This is a genomic window from Lysinibacillus sp. NPDC056220 (assembly GCF_049315265.1).
Taxonomy (GTDB): domain Bacteria; phylum Bacillota; class Bacilli; order Bacillales_A; family Planococcaceae; genus Lysinibacillus; species Lysinibacillus pinottii.
Genome location: NZ_JBMOXD010000002.1, coordinates 732,327 through 755,667 on the forward strand (window position 1 = coordinate 732,327; position 23,341 = coordinate 755,667).

The following is a 23,341-nucleotide window of genomic DNA, read 5'->3' on the forward strand; positions in this document are numbered from 1 at the left end:
TAAAAATAGCTTTTCCAGGGAAACTAAGAGAGGAAAGCTTTTATAAAAAAGAGAGGTGCCTTTTGTGAATCCAATAAATTGTGATTTTTCACCAATGAAAGAAACATTAAAAGATGAGCTTCTCCACGTGATTATGTCATTACAGCAAAGTGTTCAACAGATGGATACAGAAACAAATTGTCTCCTTGGCAATTTTGAAAAAATTAAAGAAAGATTTGTGGCAATTGAAATGAAAGCAGCCACGTTTTATTTAAATTGTTATCTTTCCCCGTTTACAGAAAAGTATCCTGAACTGTCGCATAGTGTACAAAATATGTCACTGAGAAGACACGGTGGTTTAATCGTGATCCAGCGAGAAGACGCTTTGGAGAAGCTAGTCCAGCCTGGTATTCATATAGGTGCTGACTTAACCCATTCTTTAGTAGAATCAATTTTTTTCCCAGGCAATCCTCTTCATGATGGCGCAGTATTAGTCAACCATAATCAAATTGAATCGGCGGCAAATGTATTACCACTGTCAGAGCGTTATACAGGGGAAAGGAAATTAGGCACAAGACATCGTGCTGCATTGGGATTAAGTGAGGTAAGTGATGCACTCGTTATGGTCGTATCCGAAGAAACAGGGAGAATATCATTTGCCTTTAAAGGCAACTTATACCCTATTACCACACATGGCATTATATAGGGATGATATTCCCTATGTATTTAATATCTCAAATTCGAGATATTTCTCTTGCTTCTTTATCACTTGAGTGGTAAAGTGATAACAGAAGGGAGGATAAAGTCGTGAAAAATCATACATTAGGTACTTTAACCTGGATTCGCATGATGCGCTTTACAGCCCAAAGTAATCAATTATCCAATGAATTTTTAAAACGTTTTGATCTAACCACCGCACAATTTGATGTGCTAATCCAAATAAAAACCTATGCACCTATTACACAATGTCAACTAGCAGAAAAAGTAACGGTCACACAAGGTGGAATGTCTCGCATGCTGGCAAGGCTTGAAAAAGAGGGACTGATTGAGCGTAAGCAAAATTGGAAGACGAAAACGATTTCGTTGACGGCAAAAGGGGAGCAAATGATTGATGCAGCAACACCTAGTCAGCTTCACTTCCAATCCTCATTTTTTGAAGATGTATTAACAGATGAAGAAATGAAAACTTTATATAAATTGATGACAAAGCTGGAAAAGCATAGTCAGGAAAAAAAATTACCACTAGCGTAATTTTTTTTACCCTATCACTTGCTTAGTCAAGTGATTTCGAGGAGGAGCATACAATGAACAAATTAAGTGGACATCATCATATTTCGATGCTAACGAAAAATGGCAAACAAAATAATCATTTTTATACTAAAATTTTAGGGTTACGACGTGTAAAGAAAACCGTGAATCAAGACTCCCCATCCATGTATCACTTATTTTATGGGGACTTAACAGGGTCGGCGGGTACAGAATTAACATTTTTTGAGATGCCTGTTGCGGGACGTACTGTGCGAGGAACCAATGCGATAACACGTATTGGTCTACTTGTACCAAGCTATGAGAGTTTACTTTATTGGAAATTTCGTTTCCAAGAGCTAAAGGTAGAACATAGTGACATCTCCACATATGCGGGGAAAGACGCCTTATTTTTTGAGGATCATGAAGGGTTGAGAATGGTGTTATTAAACCATCATGGTCAAGAAACACCAGCGCAATGGCAACCATGGGATGGCAATGAAATCCCTGAAGAGCATCGCATTTTAGGGATGGGTACAGTTGAAATGACGGTGCGTTATCTACAACGGACAGTGAATTTACTACAAGATTTATTTCACTATACCGTTGTTGCAGAAAATGACCAAGAGGCAGTTCTGCAATCGATAGAGGGGGAAGTGCTTGGAGAGATTCTTGTCAAAGAATTAGAAGGACCAAGTGAAAAACCAGGTAAAGGAAGTATCCACCATCTTGCTATACGTGTAGCAACGGTCGATGAGCTACTAGAATGGGATACAAAAATTAAAGAGCTAGGTTTAACTAGCACAGGTGTTGTCGATCGTTATTATTTCCAAAGTCTTTATTTTAGAGATCGTAACGGAATTCTATTTGAAATGGCGACAGATGGCCCAGGGTTTACGGTAGATTCCTCGGTAGATGAACTAGGAAAAGAGCTAGATCTTCCACCATTTTTAGAAGAAAAACGAGCAGAAATTGAAGCGATTTTAGAGCCGCTTGAATAAGGAGAGGTAATTCATAATGGAAAAATATCGTATTGATCAATCACAAGGACTTGAATTTGGGCTGTATTCTTTAGGAGACCATATTCCCAACCCATTAACAGGAGAACGAATTTCTGCGCAGCAACGACTAAAAGAGCTGGTTGAAGCTAGCCAATTAGCGGAGCAAGCAGGCATTGATGTATTTGGAGTTGGTGAAAGTCATCAATCTTATTTTACAACACAGGCACATACTGTTGTGTTGGGGGCTATCGCGCAAGCAACTTCTAAAATTAAACTATCCAGCTCTGCCACTGTGTTAAGTGTTTCAGATCCTGTGCGTGTTTATGAGGATTTTGCAACCATTGATTTATTATCAAATGGTCGTGCCGAAATTGTGGCGGGACGCGGATCACGAGTAGGAGCATACCATTTGCTTGGTGTAGATTTACAGGATTATGAAGAACTTTTTGAAGAAAAATTAGAGCTACTTATGAAAATCAATGATGAAGAGCTTGTGACATGGGAAGGCCAATTCCGTGCCCCACTTCATAATGCTCAAATATTACCGCAGCCAAAAAACGGCTCTTTACCGATTTGGCGTGCAGTTGGTGGGCCGCCAGCGAGTGCGATAAAAGCAGGGTATATGGGAATTCCCATGATGTTAACGACTCTAGGTGGGCCCGCTGTAAACTTTAAGCCATCTGTTGATGCTTATCGAGAAGCGGCAGAGCGACAAGGTTTTGTTCCAAATGAATTGCCAGTTGCCACAACAAGCCTGTTTTATGTAGCAGATACAACAAAAGAGGCATTACAAGGGATGTATCCACATTTAAACGGTGGTTTCCAAGCGATTCGTGGGGGAGGCTATCCTAAACAACAATTTGCTCAAGCTACAGATACACGAGATGCCTTAATGGTCGGTAGTAAAGAACAAATTATTGAGAAATTACTCTATCAATATGAATTATATGGGATGCAGCGTTTTATGGCACAAATTGATTTTGGCGGGGTCCCATTCGATAAAATCATGAAAAATATTGAAATCATCGGCAACGATATTATCCCAGCAATGAAAAAATATACAGCAAAATAAGGAGTGTACCATCATATGAAGATTGTCGCACTTGCCGGTTCCATTATTGGCTCAAAAACAAGAACAGCAATGCATAAATTTGCCGAGATTGTCCAAAAAAAATACCCGGAGCATGAAGTGACGCTTCTCGATCTTGCTAACTATCAACTAGTATTTAGTGATGGACGTAATTACTTTGACTATGAGGGCGATACGAAATATGTCACAGAAACGATCATGGCTGCGGATGCTATTGTCATTGGGACGCCAACATTCCAGGCTTCTATTCCAGCAACATTGAAAAATATCTTTGACCTATTACCAGTCAATGCCTTTCGCGATAAAGTAGTCAGCGTCATTGTTACCGCAGGGACGTCAAAGCACTATTTAATGGTGGAGCAGCAATTAAAGCCGATTCTTGCCTACATGAAGGCCCATATTGTGCCAACCTATGTATTTATAGAAGAAAAAGACTTTTTACGCAAAGAAATTGTTAATGATGATGTCCGTTTCCGTCTTGAACGATTAGCAGAGGATACTGTAATGGTAACAGACGCATTTGCAGAAATTCGTGCGAAAAAAGATGCTGAATACGATTTTTAAAGAGTAGTAGAAACGCTGTGTCACTAGGCTGCCACAGCGTTTTGTAGATGATGATCTTTATCCCCATACCGTTAAACAAGAACGTGTATCATTTTCATCAGTGATCAATTGAATGTTTGTGTAATAGGAAGCTGTTGCACGTTCGAACAACTTATCAATAATAGATTCTTCTTTGACAAAAAGGGATACATAGCTTGAATCAATGATTAATAGTACCATTTCACATGAGCTTTTTAAAAAATCTTCATAGCTTTTAATTTCCACAACATCTTCACGTTGAGGAAAGGCTTTCAAGTCAGCAAATATTACATAGTATTCATCAACTGATATACAGTTTAAAAATGATAGGCCATTTAAAATGGTATCATCGGGGAAAAGGTTTGCACCAAGTGTTCCATTCTCTATCTTGTAAGATTCTCCAGGTCCTATAGACCAATGCCAAGTCGCACTAATTAGATTTGTTAAAATATCCAATATATATCTGCCATATTCATTTTTTATTTCAAAGCTAATTCCTCGCATTTTAACGTCCTTTCTACTGATGAATCGATTTATAAGGTTTAAATTGAAGGCGCTCCATAACCACAACTGCATAGAAAAAAACACGCATCTCTTGGTTTCAGTAGCCACCTTAACTATTTGACCATTGAAACCATCGTCCATGGCCGTCAGGACGTTCCATTGTCCGAATAGATTGTATGGTGCCCTGATTCAGAAAATCCTGGTGTAGCTGTACGTCAAATAAATTGTTATAGCAATGGTAGAGTGGGCGTTTCATGCTAATCTCTTTTAATTGCTCCATTAATGAATGTCGTGATTCGAGTGACATTTGGTTGGCAACATGTGTATGATAAACGACTAACATGGCTTCTTCCTCAATGGTTTGACTGATCTCCTTTATTAGTTGGATTGCATCACCCTTTATTAACTGAATTTCTAATTGACTGAAGATAGGGAGAGCTTCATTTAACAACAATCGACGTTCGTGGTGTTCAGGCCAGATTAAAGCTTGCAGCCATTGACTTTCTTTCTTTTGTCGGAGATCAATGGGATTTAAATCGATGCCAATCCTTTGGTAAACAACGGGTGGCTTTGACACAGACTTAGGAAGTGTTTCCCCTCGGTTTTCTGAAGATATGATACTTCCATTGTTCGTATTGTTAATGGATAATTGATGATTGTAGCAATAATTGTAGTGATCCATACCAAGCTGAAGTCCAGCACTTGCTCCTATTTCTATGAAGGCCAATGGTCGCTGGTGCTTGTGATAAATGTCAGTCATCATAGGATAGAGGTAGGCACAACGTCGAATTTCATTGGTTTGGACAAGTTTTTCTTGAAATAATGACTTTAATTGTTTTGCATGATCCATCACAAATGCTTTGAAGACAGGGTAAACCCCTTGAATGGGATGTGGAGTTGCCGTAAAAGACGCGTAATACTTAGCTAAAGGATCTTTCAAGGAAATCAATAAATATTGAACAGCTGCCAACAATAGATTGGGTGCTGGTTGATTTGGTGGAATCAGGGAGGCAATCTCCAATAGCTCCTCATCCGCAGCCATTTTATTAGCTAAATGTTCATACAGAGGGCTAGAGTTCACGCATTCCTGTTCGGCAAAAAGTCGAAATTGACGACTTAATGTAGCATATGACATGTATATCTCTCCTTTTGCACATCTATTTATTTTTCAGTCTAATAGTATTGTATAATTTAGTAAATTAAATATATGTTTTAATGAAAAAATAGTAATCATGAAGCATGGAGTATAAATGGTGACAGTCCTTTATTATAGCGGCTCAAACTTGTAATTTCCGAACAGGACACAAAAACTTCATCTTTTACAGCTACGTATTTCAACAGTTGGAGAGACGTTTTAATATTGTGCCATTTGAAGATTTTTCATTGCCAAATGTACCCGTATACTTGTTCTATAAAGAGTCGACAAATGTCTCAAATCGCCTATTAGAGTTACTACGCACTAGAAATTATTTATAATTCACATGATGTTCAAAAATGAGAAAGATCAGAGTGAAATATTTGTAAGGGGGAATAAACATGGTATTTTCTCTTTTTAAAAAGAAGAAAGATTCACAGCCATTAAAATTAAAAAATAGAGTCGAGTTTTGCATGACGAATTTATCGCTTGGTGCCGCAGATGCATATGATGTTTTGTTAGAACGTGATGATTTTGACATCGAGGAGTCGGGGTGTACATCGCATTGTGAAATCTGTGAGCAAGGTATTTTTGCTATAGTTAACGGAGAAATCATCACTGCGGATGATGCGGCGGCATTAATAGAGGCTATTGATGAAGAAATAAAGCAAAATCCACTTTTCTAATTAAATAATTAAAAACAGCTTGTGAACGCACAAGCTGTTTTGTTATGGAAATAAGTTTACCAACCACGGACATATTGTACGGGTGGTTGTAGTTCTTCACTTAATTCTTTAGCTGCATGGAGCGGCCAATACGGCTCACGGAGTAAAACACGAGCTAAGAAAATTAAATCTGCACGGTTATTTTGTAAAATTTCTTCGGCTTGTATGGCTGTTGTAATAAGGCCTACTGCGCCAGTAGCGATATCAGCCCCATGTTTGATGGCTTCAGCATGAGAAACTTGGTATCCTGGAAAGACATTGATAGTAGCAGGGACAACGCCACCTGTTGATACATCTACTAAATCTACTCCTTGTGATTTCATCCAGCGGCTAAAGACGATGAAGTCATCCATTGTAGTGCCATCTTCTGCGTAATCTTCTGCAGAAACACGTACCAATAATGGCCCATCCCAAACACTGCGAATGGCATCAATAATTTGGCGTAATATGCGATAGCGATTTTCCTGTGAGCCACCATATTGATCTTCTCGTTTGTTCGTAGCAGGCGATAAAAATTCACTAATTAAATAGCCATGTGCCCCATGAATTTCGAGTACATCAAAGCCTGCCTTTGCCGCACGAATAGCAGCAAGTTTGAACGCTTCAATCACATGTTGAATGTTCTCTTCAGACATGGCTGTAGGTGTTTGATAGTCTGAACTAAAGGCAATGGCTGATGGGGCAAAAATTTCGCCCTCTACGGTTGCTTTACGTCCAGCATGACCAAGCTGGATGCCTGTTTTAGCCCCATATGCTTTCATACCCTCTACTAATTGACGTAAGCCATCAATATGCGCGTCATCCCAAATGCCTAAATCTTTATTGGAGATACGACCTTCTGGAACAACACCAGTAGCTTCTAAAATGATTAATCCTACTTGCCCAGCTGCCCTTGTCGCATAATGGACTTGATGGAAAGGTGTGACCAGACCATCATCCTCAGCTGAGTACATACACATGGGTGCCATGACAACACGATTTTTTAAGGAAATGGATTGTAATTGATAAGGTTCGAATAATTTACTCAAAATAAAGCCCCCTAATTCCTAGTGATAAACTCTATTTTGCACCGAATGTTATCCATTTGCAAGTGAACGAGATCGTGCTACAGCTTCTTTGATACAAGCTTCAATCGCCTTATTAAATTGATATTGCTCTAGCGCTTGAATTCCAGCCTCTGTTGTCCCGCCAGGGCTTGTTACTTTTTTGCGTAGAACATCTGGTTCATCTAAGGATTGCTTGAGCATTTCGGCAGTACCTGCAAGTGTTTGTGTCATCAATAATCGTACGGTATCTTTAGATAGGCCTACCTCTGTCCCTACACGCTCGAACGCCTCCATTAAATAATAAATATAAGCAGGGCCACTACCTGAAAGGGCTGTGACTGCATGTAATTGATCCTCATCGACTTCAATAACAGAGCCAACAGCCTCTAATAACTGGAGAAAAAGAATACGCTGTGCAGTAGACACTTCGTTATTGAATGAAATGCCACTTGCGGACATACCAATAGTGGCAGACGTGTTAGGCATCACCCGTGCGACTGGACGGCTCCCTAAAAGTTCAGTAATCGTCCCAATGCCAATACCCGCTAGAATCGACAGAATCGCAGACTGTGCTGTAATTTTGGGTTTTAACTCACGCATCGCTGCAATTGCGTCTTTTGGCTTCATCGCCAAAATAATTAGATCTGCCTGACGATAAATGGCCTGATCAAACATGCAGTGGATGCCATATGTTTCTTGTAAGAAATGCAGACGTTCTTTATCAGAGCGATTGGTGACGTAAATTTCCTGTGGTGAAAATACCTTTTGCTTTATCCACCCTTGAATCAATGCCTCTGCCATTGAGCCCGCACCGATAAATAGAATTTTTTTCATGAATAAAACCTCCAGTTCAAAATAAAAAAGCGCTCTCGTCCTTATTTAGAAGGACGAAAACGCTCTTGTTTCCGCGGTACCACCTTTGTTTGCCAATATTGGCACAACTCTTAGCCCTCTTATCGCAAGGGAGACGGTTATGTTTGCATAACTGCTCAGAAATAGGTTCGGTAATGGGAGTGGGTGATGTTACTCTCAGCAAATGTAACACTCTCTAACACCTTCACCAATTACGTACTCGGCTTCTTCAACGCACATTAATAATTAGATTATTCAAAATTATAGTGATGGAAAAGCAACCTGTCAACAGGAAGATGACGAAAACAGAAAAAACTTGTAAAATAGAATGAATCAGTATTCACTAGCGAGTAAAAAGGGGGAGACAACTTTGTCTATATACAAAATAGAAATACCAACACCCTATGAAGTAGGAGATGTCAATGCATTTATTGTGAAAGGTGATGCACTTAGCATTTTTGATGTTGGACCAAAAACAGTAGAAGCCTATGATGCTCTGAAATGGGGGATTCGCGCTGCGGGCTATGATATGCGAGATATTGAACAAGTTGTACTCACCCATCATCACCCTGATCATGCGGGATGGGTCGATGCTTTTCCATATGCTGAAATTTTAGGCCATGCCTATAATGATAAATGGCTTCGTCATGACGAAGAGTTTTTACGTTATCACGAGCAATTTTACAGTGCATGTTTATTTGAACATGGGGTGCCACAAGAGTATATTGCTAAAAGCGTGCATGTACGTCGTGAATTAGAGCTTGTAGGAGAACGTCCATTGACACAAATTTTGACCGATGGAGATGAAGTACCTGGGCATCCAGGATTAAAGGCAATTGAAACATTAGGGCATGCACAAAGCCATTTTATTTTTTGGGATGAACAAACACATCATGTGATTGGCGGAGATTTATTACTTGAAAAAATCACCCCAAACCCTTTAATTGAACCACCATTAGATCCTTCATTGGGACGTACAAAGTCATTATTACAATATAATGAATCCCTCGAAATCTTACGCCAATTGCCTGTCAAAATGATGTATACAGGACATGGGGCTGAACTACAAGACATTCCGATATTAATTGATAAACGACTAGAAAGACAGCATCAGCAATCCATGAAAGTTTGTGAATTACTAGGGGATGATCAATTAACGGTTGTGCAAGTGACGAAACGATTGTATCCAGCTATCTTCCAGCATATGCTTGGATTAACCTTGTCTAAAACGTTGGGGCATTTAGATTATTTAGAGGCAAATAATTATATTACTTCATCGAAGACAGAAGAAGGTATTTATTTATTTAAAAGAAAGTAGGACTATATATGAATAGGAAGACGATCTTCGTAACAGGGGCCACAAGTGGTGTAGGCTTAAAAATAACAGAGTTGCTAGTAGCCCAAGGTCATACCGTTTATGCCACAGGCCGCAATGCTGTAGCATTAAAAGTTTTAGAACGTTTGGGAGCCAAAGTCATCCAAGCTGATTTAACCCATTTACATACACTCGACGCTGTTTGTGCCCAGCTTCCTCCTATTGATGTCGCCATCCTTTCAGCTGGTGTTGGAAAGTTTGCTGAGGCTCCTAAGTTAATGGATGAAGATATTGCACAAATGATTGAATTGAATATTGGTGTACCCATTTATCTTGCTAAACGGTTAGCTTCCACGATGATGAAGCGAAATCAAGGGCATTTGATTTTTATTGGTTCACAGGCTGGCAAGGTCGCCACTCCGAAAGCAAGTGTTTATGCAGCTACTAAACATGCAATTGTAGGATTTACCAATGGACTACGCATGGAGCTTGCACCATATCATGTAAAAGTAACAGCCATTCACCCTGGTCCAATCGATACACCATTTTTAGACAAGGTCAATGATCAAAGTGGCTATCGCGCATCTTTAGGCAGATTTTTATTATCAGCTGATGAAGTAGCACAGGCGACAATTAAAACAATTGAACGCCCAGTTCGAGAGGTCAACCTCCCAAAAATCATGGGGCTGTCTAGTAAACTGTATGCATTGGCACCTGCAACAATTGAGTTCCTAGGGAAGTCATTCTTCCATAAAAAATAATGAACATCTAGCTGTAAACATGTTCTTGGCATGTCTACAGTTTTTTCATACTGGCAAAGAAAAGGGGGGTAATATGTATACAATTGGACAAGTGGCAAAATTTTTAGGCATTTCTAGAGATACGATCAAATATTATGAGGAAAAGGGATTGGTCAAGCCTCACCAAAATAGCGAAAATGGCTATAGAACGTATAATCAATTGGATATTTATAATTTGACAACCGTCAATTTTTATCGAGAATTGGATTTAGAAATTAAACGAATACAAGAAGTGAGAAAGGGCATGAGCATAGAGGGAATCCAACTCGTATTGGAGGAGAAAGAACAACAAGTGTTAGAGGAGATAGCCTATAAAAAACTACTGTTAAAAAAACTCCAAAATGCTAAAGAAGATTGCCAAAAAATTCAACAATATGTAGGTACCTTTACGATAAAAGAAATGAAACCTCTAGCCATGTTAGGCGTAATAGACCATTATACAGCTTATGAAGAGTATGACGCACTCAAAGAAAATACAGACAGTTTAAAAAAAGCGGTGATCCTGACATCATTAAGAAGGGTCATTCACTTTAATGAACAGGGCATGCAGAAAGATAAATTTATGATTGTGCGAAAGCTAGAAGAAAACGAGAAAACATTAGAAGAGCAAGTTTTATATCATCCTAAATGTTTATATACGGTAATTGAAGACGGAAGATGGTCAACCGGGGGCAAAAATACAGATGACCAAGTGGAAGCGACTATTAGAAGAGTAGCAAAAGAAAATGGCTATAAACTTTTAGGTCTCGTTTATATTAACTTATTACTAGCGACTTACGAGGGAGGGTTAGAACGAATTTTTTTAGAAATGTATGTCCCAATAAAATAGAGTGATGGCCAGAAATATGTATTGACCTGTGAGCAACCCCCAGGTTTAAGCTGAAGGTATTCAGAACGAAACGGGGGATTTATTATATGAACAGAAAAAAGAAGCTAAAAAGACCAGTAGCAAGCTTCGTTATCCTCACTAATATCATCTTTTTACCACTTTTTTGCCTTGTAGGCGCTGTCAAAATGCTAGGGCTTCCTACATGGGTATTCGATATAGTCCGCTGTCTATCAGCATGGTCATCGACTTTTGCCTTTGCCATACTATTTCCAAAAATTTATCCAGGGCAGCACTTTTTACATTTCGTGAAACAAAAATTTAAACATCAACTCCAATTTTCTGTCATTCTTTCTGTCTTGCTCATTCAAGGCACCATCTTTATCATCATCTTACTTCTAGCTATGAATCATGCTGAAGCTGACGCAATTTTTACTATTTCATCCTGGGGAATGCTTAGTTATTATTTCTTTAAAAATCTGTTGTCAGGACCTATAGGAGAAGAATTAGGGTGGAGAGGCTTTGCCTTGCTTGAGCTTCAAAAGAAATATGGGTCATTACAATGTGCGATTATCATAGGATTTTGGTGGGGGATTTGGCATTTACCGATTTGGTTTACAACTGGATTTACAGGGTTGGAGCTACTGAAATACATCGTATTCTTTATGCTTTCCATCATTTCTACGACCATCATTATGACAGCCTTCTATTCAATTAATCAAAATTTAATAATTCCTATAATCATTCATCAATTCTTCAATTTTTTTATTGGCATAATAAACGAGAATTTAATTATTTTAATGATGTATAACGCTATCCTGTATTCAATAGCAGCCTTTCTACTTATACTGATGAATCCAAAGAAGGTTTGGTCAAATAAATCTATCCAATGCAAGTAAACGCGTAGATTTCCATTACGCGTGGTCGAGCTGTTCCAAGCAATAGTTCGTTTTTTTATCCAGTAATAGCGGCGCACAAGAATCCAATTTATACATTGGATTCTTTTTTGTTGTAATTTATATAGTATACATTTATGTCTATAGTAGAAAAGTGTTTTTCCGAGTGAATATCATTGATTTTCTTCAGAGTGATGTATGGATAAACGGACTTTTTATAAGAAAAATAAAAGTCTATTAATTTATAAAAATACGCTTGTTTTTATTTTTATAACATGATACTATTCGTGTATAAACTTTTAATTGAATGTATAAACATACATATCTATAGAGCAATGGAGGCGTATTTAGTTATGGCAAATAAAAAGGTTGTACTAGCATATTCAGGTGGACTTGATACTTCGGTCGCAATTCCATGGTTAAAAGAACAAGGTTGGGACGTAATCGCAGTATGTCTTGACGTTGGTGAAGGGAAAGATCTGGAGTTTGTAAAAAACAAAGCTCTACAAGTAGGAGCGATTGAATCTTATATGGTGGATGCAAAGGATGAATTTGCTGAAAACTATGCATTAATTTCATTACAAGCACACACATGGTATGAACAAAAGTATCCATTAGTGTCGGCTCTTTCTCGTCCATTAATCTCGAAAAAATTAGTTGAGATTGCGAACCAAGTAGGTGCGGATGCTGTAGCTCATGGTTGCACAGGAAAAGGAAATGACCAAGTACGTTTTGAAGTTTCTATTAAAGCATTGAATCCTGATTTAGAGGTATTAGCACCAGTACGTGAGTGGGGCTGGAGCCGTGATGAGGAAATCGAATATGCGATGAAACATAATGTACCTATTCCTGCGACATTAGATTCTCCATTTTCAATTGACCAAAACTTATGGGGTCGTGCGAATGAAGCGGGCATTATGGAAGATCCATGGGTATCTCCACCAGAAGAAGCTTATGGCTTAACGGTTTCAGTAGAAAATGCACCAAATGAAGCAGAGTACGTGGAAATCGAATTCGTGGCTGGTAAACCAGTTGCTTTAAACGGCAAAGAAATGAAGCTTGCTGATTTAATACAGGAATTAAACGCAGTAGCAGGTGCACATGGCATTGGACGTATCGATCACGTTGAAAATCGTTTAGTCGGTATTAAATCTCGTGAGGTTTATGAAATTCCTGGTGCTAAGGTGTTGTTAACGGCTCATAAAGAGCTTGAGGATTTAACACTTGTCAAAGAATTAGCCCACTTCAAGCCAGTCATTGAGAAAAAACTATCTGAATTAATTTATGATGGTTTATGGTTCTCTCCATTACGTGATGCACTTGAGGCATTCCTTACCCAGTCACAGCAATATGTGAATGGTACAGTGCGTGTGAAATTATTCAAAGGGCATGCCATTGTAGAAGGACGTAAATCACCAAATTCACTATACAATGAAAAATTAGCCACATATTCGAAGGAAGATCAATTCAACCACGCTTCCGCTGTAGGCTTTATCGAACTATGGGGTCTACCAACTGTAGTGAACTCAGCTGTTAATAAAAAGTAATCGTAATAAGCAGGGTGGGGTGAAGCATTTGTGCTTGACCTACACCTTTTGAAAAGTAATAAAGGAAAAGGTGAGCTGACATGACAAAACTATGGGGTGGACGTTTCCAAAAATCAGCAGAAGCATGGGTAGATGAATTTGGTGCATCCATTGGCTTTGATCAACAACTTGTGCTAGAGGACCTTGAAGGTAGTGTTGCACATGTCACAATGCTTGGCGCAACAGGGATTTTACCATCAGCTGATGTACAGGCCATACTGAGTGGTCTTGCCCAACTGAAAGATAAGGCAATAGCAGGTGAGCTTGAATTTAGCATTGCTAATGAAGATATACATTTAAATTTAGAAAAGATGCTCATTGATTTAATTGGTCCTGTTGGTGGCAAACTTCATACAGGGCGTAGCCGCAATGACCAAGTTGCGACGGATATGCATCTATTTTTGAAAAAGCGTGTCCAGGAAACGATTGATTTAATTGCTACATTCCAACAAACTTTATTAGTCCAAGCCGAGGAGCATATTGAAACGATTGCACCAGGCTATACACATTTACAACGAGCTCAGCCCATTTCATTTGCCCACCATTTAATGGCTTATTTTTGGATGCTAGAGCGTGATAAGCAACGCTTCACAGAATCCATCAAACGCATTGATATTTTGCCATTAGGGGCAGGAGCGATGGCAGGGACAACATTCCCAATAGACCGTTTAAAATCAGCAGAATTGCTTGGGTTTAGTGAGGTTTATGCCAACTCGATGGATGCTGTAAGTGACCGTGACTTTATTGTAGAATTTTTAAGTAATGCATCCTTGTTAATGGCTCATTTATCGCGCTTTGCTGAGGAAATCATTTTATGGTCTACAGATGAATTTAAATTTATTGAATTGGATGATGCCTTTTCAACAGGTTCTTCCATTATGCCACAAAAGAAAAATCCCGATATGGCTGAGCTCATTCGAGGCAAAACAGGGCGTGTTTATGGAAATCTAATGGGTTTGTTAACGGTTTTAAAGGGAACACCATTAACGTACAACAAAGATATGCAAGAAGATAAAGAAGGCATGTTCGATACAGTGCATACGATTCTTGGCTCTCTGAAAATCTTTGAAGGTATGGTTCGTACGATGACCGTCAATACGGATCGCTTACAGCAGGCTGTCCATGCTGACTTTTCGAACGCAACAGAGCTAGCTGATTACCTTGCTACAAAAGGTATGCCATTCCGTGAAGCACATGAGGTAACAGGTAAACTTGTCTTCACTTGTATTCAAAAAGGCATTTACCTATTAGATTTACCATTGGATGAGATGAAGCATGAAAGCGAGTTAATTGATTCGGATATTTACGATGTGTTAGCGCCAGAAGCGGCCGTTCGACGTCGTCACTCTCTTGGGGGCACTGGCTTTGACCAAGTCAAAATTCAAATTGAAAAAGCCCAAGCTTGTCTAGTTGCCCAACATTAATTTTGCGTGCATGTCCTCGTGACCTTTGCATAGATATTCATTAAAGCTGTCCTGTGAGGCACTATGAAAACCTTATCCTTTTTCAACAGAGCCAGTGGGTGACGTGAAAAAGAGTACCTTACATACGTGAAGGACAATCCCCAATTCTGGAGACGCGGAATTGGGGTTTTTGTATAAAAACGTGGTGGGAGGAACAAAATGATGGGTGATGAATCGATTAATCAATAGATGACAAAGGAAGATGCAGCAAAGGTGACGGAATCCAATGCGTTAGCAGATGTAGAGTTGGTTTACGGAAAATGATTGGATTTCGCTGCACGATCAATCAGGACTTAATGACTGTTGCTGCACGCCACAAGACCAAAATACAAATTCACCATGGCTGGCATAGTTTCTTAGCCAAAGAAAACATTATAATCATGCATAAACAGAAGGGCAATGGTTCATAATAAGACTGGAAACACTTATTCATCTAAACTGATGGGGAGGATGCAGAATGAGTAATAGTCAAACACCCAAAGACCAAGAATCTCAGGAAAGTCCGCCACAGCTGTGGAGGGTTGAAGCTTCTTAATACTTAAGGCTAAAGGTGAAGCAGAGATCTGTTTCACTATAGATTAAGGTGAAGCGTAAACCATTCCAGTAAAAAATCAACTAGAAGCAATAAGTGTCCATGGATCCAGAATTATTCTGGGTCCTTTTTTATTGCTGCTTTTCAATGGGGGAAGATAACAAAACGGACACCAAAAAATACCTACATTTGACAACGAAAAAAGTCTGTACTACTCTTAGTAGAACAGATTTTACTTTGTTACAATTAGTTAATCCATATACCTATTAGGGTGGCAAGTACCAGGTGTTTAAAAAAAGAGCCATGACAAATTTGTCCTTGTTTATTTTAAAACAATGGAAGTAGGGGTATTATGCTTATAAATAGTAGACATTTTTGATGCTATGGCACTACCATTTCACGATTGCTATGACAGTACATAGGGATACATCCTCGTTAGTTCAAAAAATAAGGCATTGGTTGGATAGTTAATTATGCTAACAAATAGTGTTTATGAATCAGTATGGCAGTATTGCCAAAAATATTGGTAATTTTCACATAGGGAGGGAGATTGTATTGAAGAAATTGTTTGTGTTATGCTGTACGCTTTTACTTTTAGCTGGCTGTGGGCAAAAGGGAGTGATTGCAGAAAACAATGAAACAAAGGGGGGAAGTGCCATGAGCGAACAGTTTATTGGAAAATGGGAAGGCAATATTGAAACACCGAATGGACAGCTACCAATCATTGTTGATTTACAGAAAGATGGTGGTACTCTATCCGTGCCAGCACAGGGAATATCCAATTTTCCGTTGAAGAGTGTGAAATATACAGGTGATCAGGTAACTGTGTCCATTCAATTAAATGGCTCATTTATAGATATTGATGGTACATTCAAAAATGAACAAATTGAAGCAACATTTCAACAAAATGGGGGGACATTCCCACTTATCTTAAAAGCATATAAAGAGGAACCAGTCACCTACGATACATTAAAAATTCCAGTTCAGCAAGGTGACCTAATGGTGGCTCTTCAAAAAGCTAATACAACATCTCCATCACCAGTTGCAGTTATTATAGCTGGCTCTGGGCCAACAGATAAGGATGGTAATTCAGTTTTAGCTGGTAAAAATAATAGCTTAAAAATGATTGCTGAAGGTTTAGCTCAGGAGGGCATCACAACTGTACGCTATGATAAGCGCGGTATTGGGGATAATCAAGCACTCTTGACAAAAGAAGAAGATGTGACGTTTGACCAATATGTGGAGGATGCAGTGAAAATCATTCAATCCTTGCAGGCTAATAAAGCCTATACAAATATTCATGTAATTGGGCATAGTGAAGGTTCATTAATTGGTTTATTAGCTGCTCAACAAACAGGAGTAGAATCCTTTGTTTCGATTGCGGGTGCTGGGCGTCCAATGGATGAAGTATTGATGGAGCAATTAAAAAGTCAACTAGCACCAAATTTATTCAAAGAATCCAAGGACATTTTGAAAGCTCTTAAGCAAGGAAAGCAAGTAGAAAGTATTTCGCCAGAATTACAAGCAGTCTTCCGTCCTTCTGTACAGCCATTCCTTATTTCAATGTTCAAGTATAATCCAGCCGTAGAGCTTGGGAAAGTAAAGAGTCGTGTACTACTTGTGCAAGGAACGACTGATTTACAAGTGAAGGAAGTCGATGCAGAGGCATTAAAGAAAGGTAACGCTAATGCAAAGCTTCTTTATATGAAGGGGATGAACCATGTGTTGAAAAAGGCACCAGAAGACTATGCCGCGAATTTAGCAACCTATGCAGATCCAACACTTCCATTACATGAGGATTTACTACCGACTATTCAACAATTTATTCACGGAAAGTAGGCTGATTCACTGTGGGTGTCTTTGTATATCTAATCATTATGCTCCCGTTTCTTAGCTTTGCCCTTGTATTATCGCAGGGGAAAGGGATATTTTTAATTGCTGGCTTTAACACCATGTCATCAGATAAAAAAGATAAATATGACGAAGTAGCACTTGCAAAATTTATGGGGAAGATGATGTATGGCTACTGTTTTTGTGTACTTTTATGGGTGCTGAATGAAATATTTCAAACACAGTGGTTATTTATTGTAGGTCTTATTCTTTTCGTAGTACTTACGATGTTTTTAATGATTTATATGAACACGGGCAATCGATTTAAAAGATAAAATTATAAAAGGGGCTTGATCGCAAAAGCGATTTTGTATGAGAATCATTATTATTTATCAGAAATTCTGTTAAACAAGAGCGATGTCAATGGTAAAACTAGAAGGAGTGCTTGAGGGAAATTAGTAGCATCGAATATACGAATTTAAGTAGAACCTATGAAGCATGGTTCTCAAGAAGTTCGTATGCATTTAGAGGGGCAAATTCGTCATTATGCTGATCAAGTTGGTACAGCACAGGTAATTTATGAATACGGTACTAGTCGTCATCAATGGTAAAGCTAGTGCCGACTTAGTTGAACGTTTAGCGATTGAGCATTTTGATGCCGAAGCCTATCATTTAGACGTTCCAACAAGAGGTGGCGAGGATTTCAGCTTTTTATTGAAATGAAATGCGAGGCTGTTTTGCATTAGTAGGCGCTGGAAATACTGAAAAAGCTACTCGTTGGGCACATCATATGGTCATTTTAATATTGACGAAGATGGTTTACGCATTGGAGCAGAATGAGATGTGCAATATGCCTTAACTTGACTAAAAGAAAATAAATAATAGGAAAACCATAAGCGACTATTAGAGGGGTTGTATAATTCCATCCTAGCTGGTCATAATATAAAAGATTTCACTTATGAAATCTATAATGATGAGGAGGATGAAAAATGAGTAGGTTCGAACAATTAGACCCCAAATCTCAAAAAATCCACCGCAACTGGTCAAGGATTAAGCGATCAAAATCGCAAGTAAACGGGGAAACGGAGATAACCCTTCATAACCGTCTCTTGCGAAGCGAAGCAAAGGCCCGTCAGTTTTAATCATGCTAGAAAAGTAAGTGTCATCAAGTCCAGAAAAATTTCTGGGCTTTTCTTTTTGTGTAAAATTTCATTAAATTATAATACGGTATAAGAGGTATGAGGATTTTATCGAATAAAAAAGGGGAGAAGCAACTATGAATAATCCTATTCCTACCTATTTACAGTATTTTGCCAAAAGGATTCAACCATCAGAAGTGGTCGAATCACAATTACAGCTTTGCTCTAGTTCAAATAACACACAATTTGAAATTTGGTACTATGGTGATTTATTAACCTTAGAAGGAGAGGTTTTACCATTCATTTCAGGTTCGACTGCTAAAATAATTGCCAAGGACCCTTTGTCAGCAGAGGAGATTTTACTTTTTGATGCGACTCTACATGGTTATAATGCGTTGTTTTGCGATGACTATACTGAAGAACATCGTAGCAACCGTCCTCTTCAGCAATATAATATGCCCGCCACTGAAGTTGTCTTATCATTTTTCTACAATATTGATTATGACGAAGAAGCAGATGACTATGAGGTGGATAAACAAGGAAATGTTCAGTTAATGAATGGTAAAATAACAGACTGGGAGACGGTAAAAAGAAATGGCTATGATGCATTTATTTTTTATTACAAGAAAGAGGATGGTACGTTATTAGCATTTGCACAAGAAGAATTAGCATAGCGTGATAAGAATCAAATTAGATGCAACTGATTTATTTATATCGAGCCAAATGGTATGGTAGGCTTGCATGAAGTCCCTGAACCCCAATTATTGATTGTTATCCGAGGCGAAGGCTGGGTTTGTGGTGAGGGTGGAAATAGTGTCGATATTCAAACAGGAGATGATGTTCTTTGGAGACAAGGACAAGCACATGAATCTGGCAGTACAAGAGGATTAACAGCACTTGTTATTCAGGGCAAACAAATTAATCTTACATCAATAAAAGTGTGGGAAAAGCACTAGGCAACGCAGAATCCTATGGTTGAAAAATATACGTCAATCGTTGCCAGATAAAAATATTCCAATGAGACCCATTGAAATCGGTGACAGAAGCGATTTGTATGACACAGTCTGATGTTTCGTGAGGTATGATTCCTTCATATGTATGATGCCAGCCTTGACTGGTCATTTCTTGTACAAAAGTAATGTCATTTTCTTGCATCTAACGTATAATAAGTGTCAACACTTTTCACCTGCTATTCCAATTTTTGTATTTATGTAACACACAATTAGATAGGGGGAAGACTTCATGCAAGTAGTTGAAAAAGCATTTGGCTATATTACGAGAGAGCATGAGGAACAAATTCAAGTTCTCGTATTTGAACAAAATACAATAGGGGCAGGTATTCAAGTTCCCAAAGGTACGATAGAAGAAGGAGAAACACCATTAGAGGCCGTAAAGAGGGAGATGTTGGAGGAGACAGGCCTAACAACACTTGTTGTCCAAGGGCTTATTGCACAGGATTATTTTAACCATCCATCAGGTGTTTTACAGAAACGCTATTTTTATCATTTAACCACTTCTGAGGAAACAAGGGAAACCTGGCAACATCATCCTACGGGTATGAATGAAGCAGATTTACTTTTTTCTTTTTACTGGATATCAGCTGAGCAAGATACTAAGTTAGCTAAGGGGCATGGCGATTATTTATATCGCGTGTTGGCTAAGGTGAAGTATTGAGCATGCAGAAAAACCGCGTCATTATGGGCGCGGTTTTTAACGTCTATTCCATTATGCTTTTGCAGCGACCTCTAAAGCTTGTGCGAAATCGGCTATTAAATCATCTACATGCTCGAGTCCTACAGAAAAGCGTAGAAGTCCATCTGTGATTCCGCGTTTGGCACGTTCCTCAGCCTCCATAGCGGCATGGCTCATCTTTGCTGGATACGAAAGAATGGATTCTACACCACCGAGTGAGACAGCGAAAACTGGAATTTTCATTGCCTCGACTAAAGCTTTTGCGGAAGCATAGTTCGGTAAGCGGAAGGATAAAACAGCTCCAGAGCTTGTACTTTGACGCTGATGGATGTCATAACCTGGATGTGACGAGAGGCCAGGGTAGTAGACTTGTTCAACCAGTGTATGTGTTGCTAAAAACTCAGCAATTTTTTGAGCAGATTGTGCAGAACGGCTAAAGCGTACATCTGTCGTTTTGATGTTCTGCAAGAGTGTGAATGAATCCTGTACTCCTAAAATATTGCCAAATGAATTTTGGATAAAGTATAAGTCCTCTCCTAGCTTTTCGTCAGCTGTTACTGTTAATCCTGCAATAATATCAGAATGCCCTGATAAAAACTTCGTCGCACTATGAATCACGACATCAACACCAAGCTCTAACGGGCGTTGATGTAATGGAGTCATAAAGGTATTATCCAAAAATGTGAGGCATTGATGTTGTTTGGCCAGTTCTACTACACCACGAATATCAGTAATGCCTAACGTTGGATTAGATGGTGTTTCTATATAAAGCAGCTTAGTAGTCGGTGTTATAGCGGCCTCCACGGCTGATAAATCTGAGAAATCTACAAAAGTATGGGAAATCCCAAAACGCGGTAAAACCTTCGTCACAAAACGATATGTTCCACCATAAACATCTTCTGTCATCACGATATGATCGCCCTGTGACAACAGCATTAAAGCACCTGAAACAGCAGCAATCCCTGAGGAAAAGGCATGGGCACGTACTCCACCTTCAAGCTCTGCTATCGCTTTTTCTAGAGCATCGCGCGTAGGGTTACCTGAACGAGCATAATCATATTCGCCAAACTCATCTATACTCTCTTGGTGGAAAGTAGAGGAAAGATATATAGGAACATTGACTGCTCCTTTTTTATTTGAGTAGCCATCACGGACACCCGCGTGAATGAGGCTAGTTTCAATATGTTGCGTCATAATTATGCCTCTTTTCTAAGGATATCAAATACTTGTCGTAAGTCTGCAATTAAATCTTCTGCTTCCTCGATCCCAACTGAGAAACGTAGTAAACGATCGCAAACTCCTCGTTCAACTCGTTCTTCATAAGGCATATCTGCATGTGTTTGAGTAGCTGGGTAGGTAATAAAGCTTTCTACACCACCAAGACTTTCTGCAAAAGTAATTAACTTTAAGTTACGAAGGAATGGGTCAATCCATTCAGGCTTTTGTAAGCGGAATGACAGCATACCACCTTTTCCTGTGTAAAGGACGTCTGTAACTAGTGCCTCTTCCTCTAAATAAGCAGCAATAGCTTTGGCATTGGCATCATGTTGCTTTAAGCGAAGGTGCATTGTTTTTAAGCCGCGAATAAGTAACCAAGAGTCCATAGCACCAAGAACCATGCCGCTACCATTATGAATAAAACCAATGCGTTCAGCTAATTCGGTACCTTTAGCCACTACGATTCCAGCTAAGACATCATTATGTCCGCCAATATATTTTGTTGCAGAGTGAAGCACAATGTCTGCTCCCAAATCAATAGGGCGTTGGAAGTATGGTGTATAGAATGTATTATCAACAATTAGCAATGCACCATGCTTATGTGCAAGCTCAGCATATACTTGTAAATCAAATTCCTGCATAAGCGGATTCGTTGGTGTTTCGATGAATAATGCACGTGTATGTTCATTTATTAATGCTTCTACCTGTTCAACCGATTCAAATTTTGAATAAACAGGCTTGATATTATATGTCTCTTGGAAGAAGTTAAATAGTCTATATGTACCGCCATATAAATCATCTGGCACCACTAATTCATCGCCTGGTTTAAAAATGGATAATACTAATTGAATGGCAGCCATCCCAGAGCTACAGGCAAAGCCCATATCGCCACCCTCTAAATCAGCAAAGCCTGCTTCTAAAAGAGCACGAGTTGGATTTTTTGTGCGTGTGTAGTCAAAGCCTGTGGATTCCCCGATTCCAGCATGTTTATAAGCAGTCGATAAATGAATAGGTGGACTAACTGCTCCCGTGGTTGGGTCACTTAAATTGCCTAGTTGTACAAGTTTTGTTTCAATGCTTCTGTTTAATGTCATGACGTCACTCTTTTCTCCATTATGATGAAAAGCATGCTATTCGCTTTTCATTTAATAATAGTAATCTCAATAATTGTTACCAATTTAACATGGATATTCAAGAAGAACAAGGGTGATTTCAGAAAATTAGCTAGATTATTTTATGTTAATCACGTAGGAATAGTAGGGAATGGTGGGGGATAGATAAATACCGGTTCTACCAAGGAGGCTTTATGGTAGTATATAATTATTCATGGAGCAGAGGGGAAGCCTTGTGAGTATGTTTCTTTCAAATTAAAAAGAATCTGCCCCATCAGAATGAGACAGATTCAATCTAGTGATAGATTAGGCTTGTTCTTTTTTTAATAAATCGCGGATTTCTTTTAGGAGTTCTTCCTTAGCATCCAGTTCAGGAGTGGGTTCTTCCACGACAGCTTCTTCCTTTTTATTGGTAAGCTTCGTCATAATTCGTAAAGCCATAAAAATGGCAAATGCAATAATTAAAAAGTCAATAATTGATTGTAAAAATACGCCTAATTTGATTTGTGCGTCACCTGAGCCGTAGACAAAGCTTGCTGTTAAATCAATACCACCTGTTAACACACCGACTAATGGCATAATGATATTTTCAACTAAGGAGGTAACAATTTTACCGAAAGCACCACCAATGACAACTGCCACTGCTAAATCGATAATATTGCCTTTCATCGCAAATTCTTTAAAGTCTTTCCACAAAATAAAATTCCTCCCTATTATTATCCTTAAAATTAATCAATTTGTATTTTACTATATTTTTCCCAAGTCTTTCAACT

General features: G+C 38.8%; 26 protein-coding genes and 1 other annotated feature. Of the genes, 19 read left to right on the top strand and 7 right to left on the bottom strand.

The genetic code is table 11. The annotated features are described in order from the left end of the window. Positions 1-64: 64 nt before the first annotated feature. The 5 genes from cdaS to ACOZBY_RS08660 all read left to right on the top strand — a co-directional run bounded on the left by cdaS (position 65) and on the right by ACOZBY_RS08660 (position 3,879). Complete coding sequence (cdaS, locus tag ACOZBY_RS08640; RefSeq protein ID WP_080695213.1) at positions 65-685, top strand: sporulation-specific diadenylate cyclase CdaS; 621 nt, start codon at positions 65-67, stop codon at positions 683-685. A 140-nt stretch (positions 686-825) separates the two neighbouring features. Next, positions 826-1,230: a MarR family winged helix-turn-helix transcriptional regulator gene (locus ACOZBY_RS08645; protein ID WP_206700972.1), complete on the top strand. Its 405-nt coding sequence runs from the start codon at positions 826-828 to the stop codon at positions 1,228-1,230. A gap of 53 nt (positions 1,231-1,283) precedes the next feature. Further along, positions 1,284-2,225, top strand: coding sequence for a ring-cleaving dioxygenase (locus tag ACOZBY_RS08650; protein WP_012294979.1), 942 nt, complete (start codon positions 1,284-1,286; stop codon positions 2,223-2,225). A gap of 16 nt (positions 2,226-2,241) precedes the next feature. Continuing rightward, positions 2,242-3,297, top strand: a complete 1,056-nt coding sequence (locus tag ACOZBY_RS08655; protein ID WP_012294978.1) for an LLM class flavin-dependent oxidoreductase — start codon at positions 2,242-2,244, stop codon at positions 3,295-3,297. A gap of 15 nt (positions 3,298-3,312) precedes the next feature. Next, a complete protein-coding gene (locus ACOZBY_RS08660) occupies positions 3,313-3,879 on the top strand; it encodes an NADPH-dependent FMN reductase (RefSeq protein ID WP_031417509.1) in 567 nt (188 codons plus the stop codon). Positions 3,880-3,936: 57 nt separating this feature from the next. Here ACOZBY_RS08660 and ACOZBY_RS08665 read toward each other — a convergent pair whose 3' ends face one another. Further along, positions 3,937-4,401, bottom strand: coding sequence for a DUF2691 family protein (locus ACOZBY_RS08665; RefSeq protein ID WP_012294976.1), 465 nt, complete (start codon positions 4,399-4,401; stop codon positions 3,937-3,939). Between the two features lie 109 nt (positions 4,402-4,510). After that, entirely contained in the window at positions 4,511-5,536 is a 1,026-nt protein-coding gene (locus ACOZBY_RS08670; RefSeq protein ID WP_031417511.1) for a DUF2332 domain-containing protein, read from the bottom strand. A 401-nt stretch (positions 5,537-5,937) separates the two neighbouring features. Here ACOZBY_RS08670 and ACOZBY_RS08675 point away from each other — a divergent pair, with 401 nt between their 5' ends. Next, complete coding sequence (locus tag ACOZBY_RS08675) at positions 5,938-6,222, top strand: DUF1450 domain-containing protein (protein ID WP_197225260.1); 285 nt, start codon at positions 5,938-5,940, stop codon at positions 6,220-6,222. 56 nt (positions 6,223-6,278) lie between these two features. On the opposite strand, the gene namA is transcribed toward ACOZBY_RS08675, so the two are convergent. Next, complete coding sequence (gene namA, locus ACOZBY_RS08680; protein ID WP_012294973.1) at positions 6,279-7,289, bottom strand: NADPH dehydrogenase NamA; 1,011 nt, start codon at positions 7,287-7,289, stop codon at positions 6,279-6,281. 48 nt (positions 7,290-7,337) lie between these two features. Beyond that, entirely contained in the window at positions 7,338-8,141 is an 804-nt protein-coding gene (gene proC / locus ACOZBY_RS08685) for a pyrroline-5-carboxylate reductase (RefSeq protein WP_197225259.1), read from the bottom strand. A gap of 46 nt (positions 8,142-8,187) precedes the next feature. Next, positions 8,188-8,401, bottom strand: a binding site (T-box leader). 86 nt (positions 8,402-8,487) lie between these two features. On the opposite strand from proC, the gene ACOZBY_RS08690 reads away from it, so the two are divergent. The 13 genes from ACOZBY_RS08690 (at position 8,488) to ACOZBY_RS08750 (ending at position 20,220) form a co-directional block, all read left to right on the top strand. Next, a complete protein-coding gene (locus ACOZBY_RS08690) occupies positions 8,488-9,477 on the top strand; it encodes an MBL fold metallo-hydrolase (RefSeq protein WP_051800271.1) in 990 nt (329 codons plus the stop codon). Positions 9,478-9,485: 8 nt separating this feature from the next. After that, a complete protein-coding gene (locus ACOZBY_RS08695; RefSeq protein WP_012294969.1) occupies positions 9,486-10,235 on the top strand; it encodes an SDR family NAD(P)-dependent oxidoreductase in 750 nt (249 codons plus the stop codon). 73 nt (positions 10,236-10,308) lie between these two features. After that, positions 10,309-11,103 (top strand): MerR family transcriptional regulator, encoded by a 795-nt coding sequence (locus tag ACOZBY_RS08700; protein WP_031416259.1) that lies wholly within the window; start codon positions 10,309-10,311, stop codon positions 11,101-11,103. A gap of 86 nt (positions 11,104-11,189) precedes the next feature. Then, positions 11,190-11,999 (top strand): CPBP family intramembrane glutamic endopeptidase, encoded by an 810-nt coding sequence (locus tag ACOZBY_RS08705; protein WP_099805313.1) that lies wholly within the window; start codon positions 11,190-11,192, stop codon positions 11,997-11,999. 350 nt (positions 12,000-12,349) lie between these two features. After that, positions 12,350-13,543, top strand: a complete 1,194-nt coding sequence (locus ACOZBY_RS08710; RefSeq protein WP_036162036.1) for an argininosuccinate synthase — start codon at positions 12,350-12,352, stop codon at positions 13,541-13,543. Between the two features lie 80 nt (positions 13,544-13,623). Continuing rightward, positions 13,624-15,006 carry an argininosuccinate lyase gene (gene argH, locus ACOZBY_RS08715; protein WP_031416256.1) on the top strand — a complete coding sequence of 461 codons (1,383 nt, stop codon included), beginning with the start codon at positions 13,624-13,626 and terminating at the stop codon, positions 15,004-15,006. Between the two features lie 1,126 nt (positions 15,007-16,132). Then, entirely contained in the window at positions 16,133-17,416 is a 1,284-nt protein-coding gene (locus ACOZBY_RS08720; protein ID WP_180276564.1) for an alpha/beta hydrolase, read from the top strand. An 11-nt stretch (positions 17,417-17,427) separates the two neighbouring features. Beyond that, entirely contained in the window at positions 17,428-17,742 is a 315-nt protein-coding gene (locus tag ACOZBY_RS08725; protein ID WP_012294961.1) for a DUF3784 domain-containing protein, read from the top strand. A 244-nt stretch (positions 17,743-17,986) separates the two neighbouring features. Beyond that, complete coding sequence (locus tag ACOZBY_RS08730) at positions 17,987-18,130, top strand: hypothetical protein (protein WP_012294959.1); 144 nt, start codon at positions 17,987-17,989, stop codon at positions 18,128-18,130. Between the two features lie 266 nt (positions 18,131-18,396). After that, positions 18,397-18,549 (top strand): YpzG family protein, encoded by a 153-nt coding sequence (locus ACOZBY_RS08735; RefSeq protein ID WP_004231380.1) that lies wholly within the window; start codon positions 18,397-18,399, stop codon positions 18,547-18,549. A 134-nt stretch (positions 18,550-18,683) separates the two neighbouring features. Next, entirely contained in the window at positions 18,684-19,220 is a 537-nt protein-coding gene (locus ACOZBY_RS08740; RefSeq protein WP_031416254.1) for a hypothetical protein, read from the top strand. 54 nt (positions 19,221-19,274) lie between these two features. Then, positions 19,275-19,502 (top strand): hypothetical protein, encoded by a 228-nt coding sequence (locus ACOZBY_RS08745; protein WP_099805316.1) that lies wholly within the window; start codon positions 19,275-19,277, stop codon positions 19,500-19,502. Positions 19,503-19,788: 286 nt separating this feature from the next. Further along, on the top strand, positions 19,789-20,220 hold the full coding sequence (locus ACOZBY_RS08750; RefSeq protein WP_012294954.1) for an NUDIX hydrolase: 432 nt from the start codon (positions 19,789-19,791) through the stop codon (positions 20,218-20,220). Between the two features lie 51 nt (positions 20,221-20,271). Here ACOZBY_RS08750 and ACOZBY_RS08755 read toward each other — a convergent pair whose 3' ends face one another. From ACOZBY_RS08755 to mscL, 3 genes are all read right to left on the bottom strand, one after another. Continuing rightward, positions 20,272-21,432, bottom strand: a complete 1,161-nt coding sequence (locus ACOZBY_RS08755; protein WP_422762034.1) for an aminotransferase class I/II-fold pyridoxal phosphate-dependent enzyme — start codon at positions 21,430-21,432, stop codon at positions 20,272-20,274. A 2-nt stretch (positions 21,433-21,434) separates the two neighbouring features. Then, positions 21,435-22,550 carry a methionine biosynthesis PLP-dependent protein gene (locus ACOZBY_RS08760; protein WP_012294952.1) on the bottom strand — a complete coding sequence of 372 codons (1,116 nt, stop codon included), beginning with the start codon at positions 22,548-22,550 and terminating at the stop codon, positions 21,435-21,437. 324 nt (positions 22,551-22,874) lie between these two features. Then, positions 22,875-23,264: a large conductance mechanosensitive channel protein MscL gene (gene mscL, locus ACOZBY_RS08765; protein ID WP_008180473.1), complete on the bottom strand. Its 390-nt coding sequence runs from the start codon at positions 23,262-23,264 to the stop codon at positions 22,875-22,877. Positions 23,265-23,341: the final 77 nt, after the last annotated feature.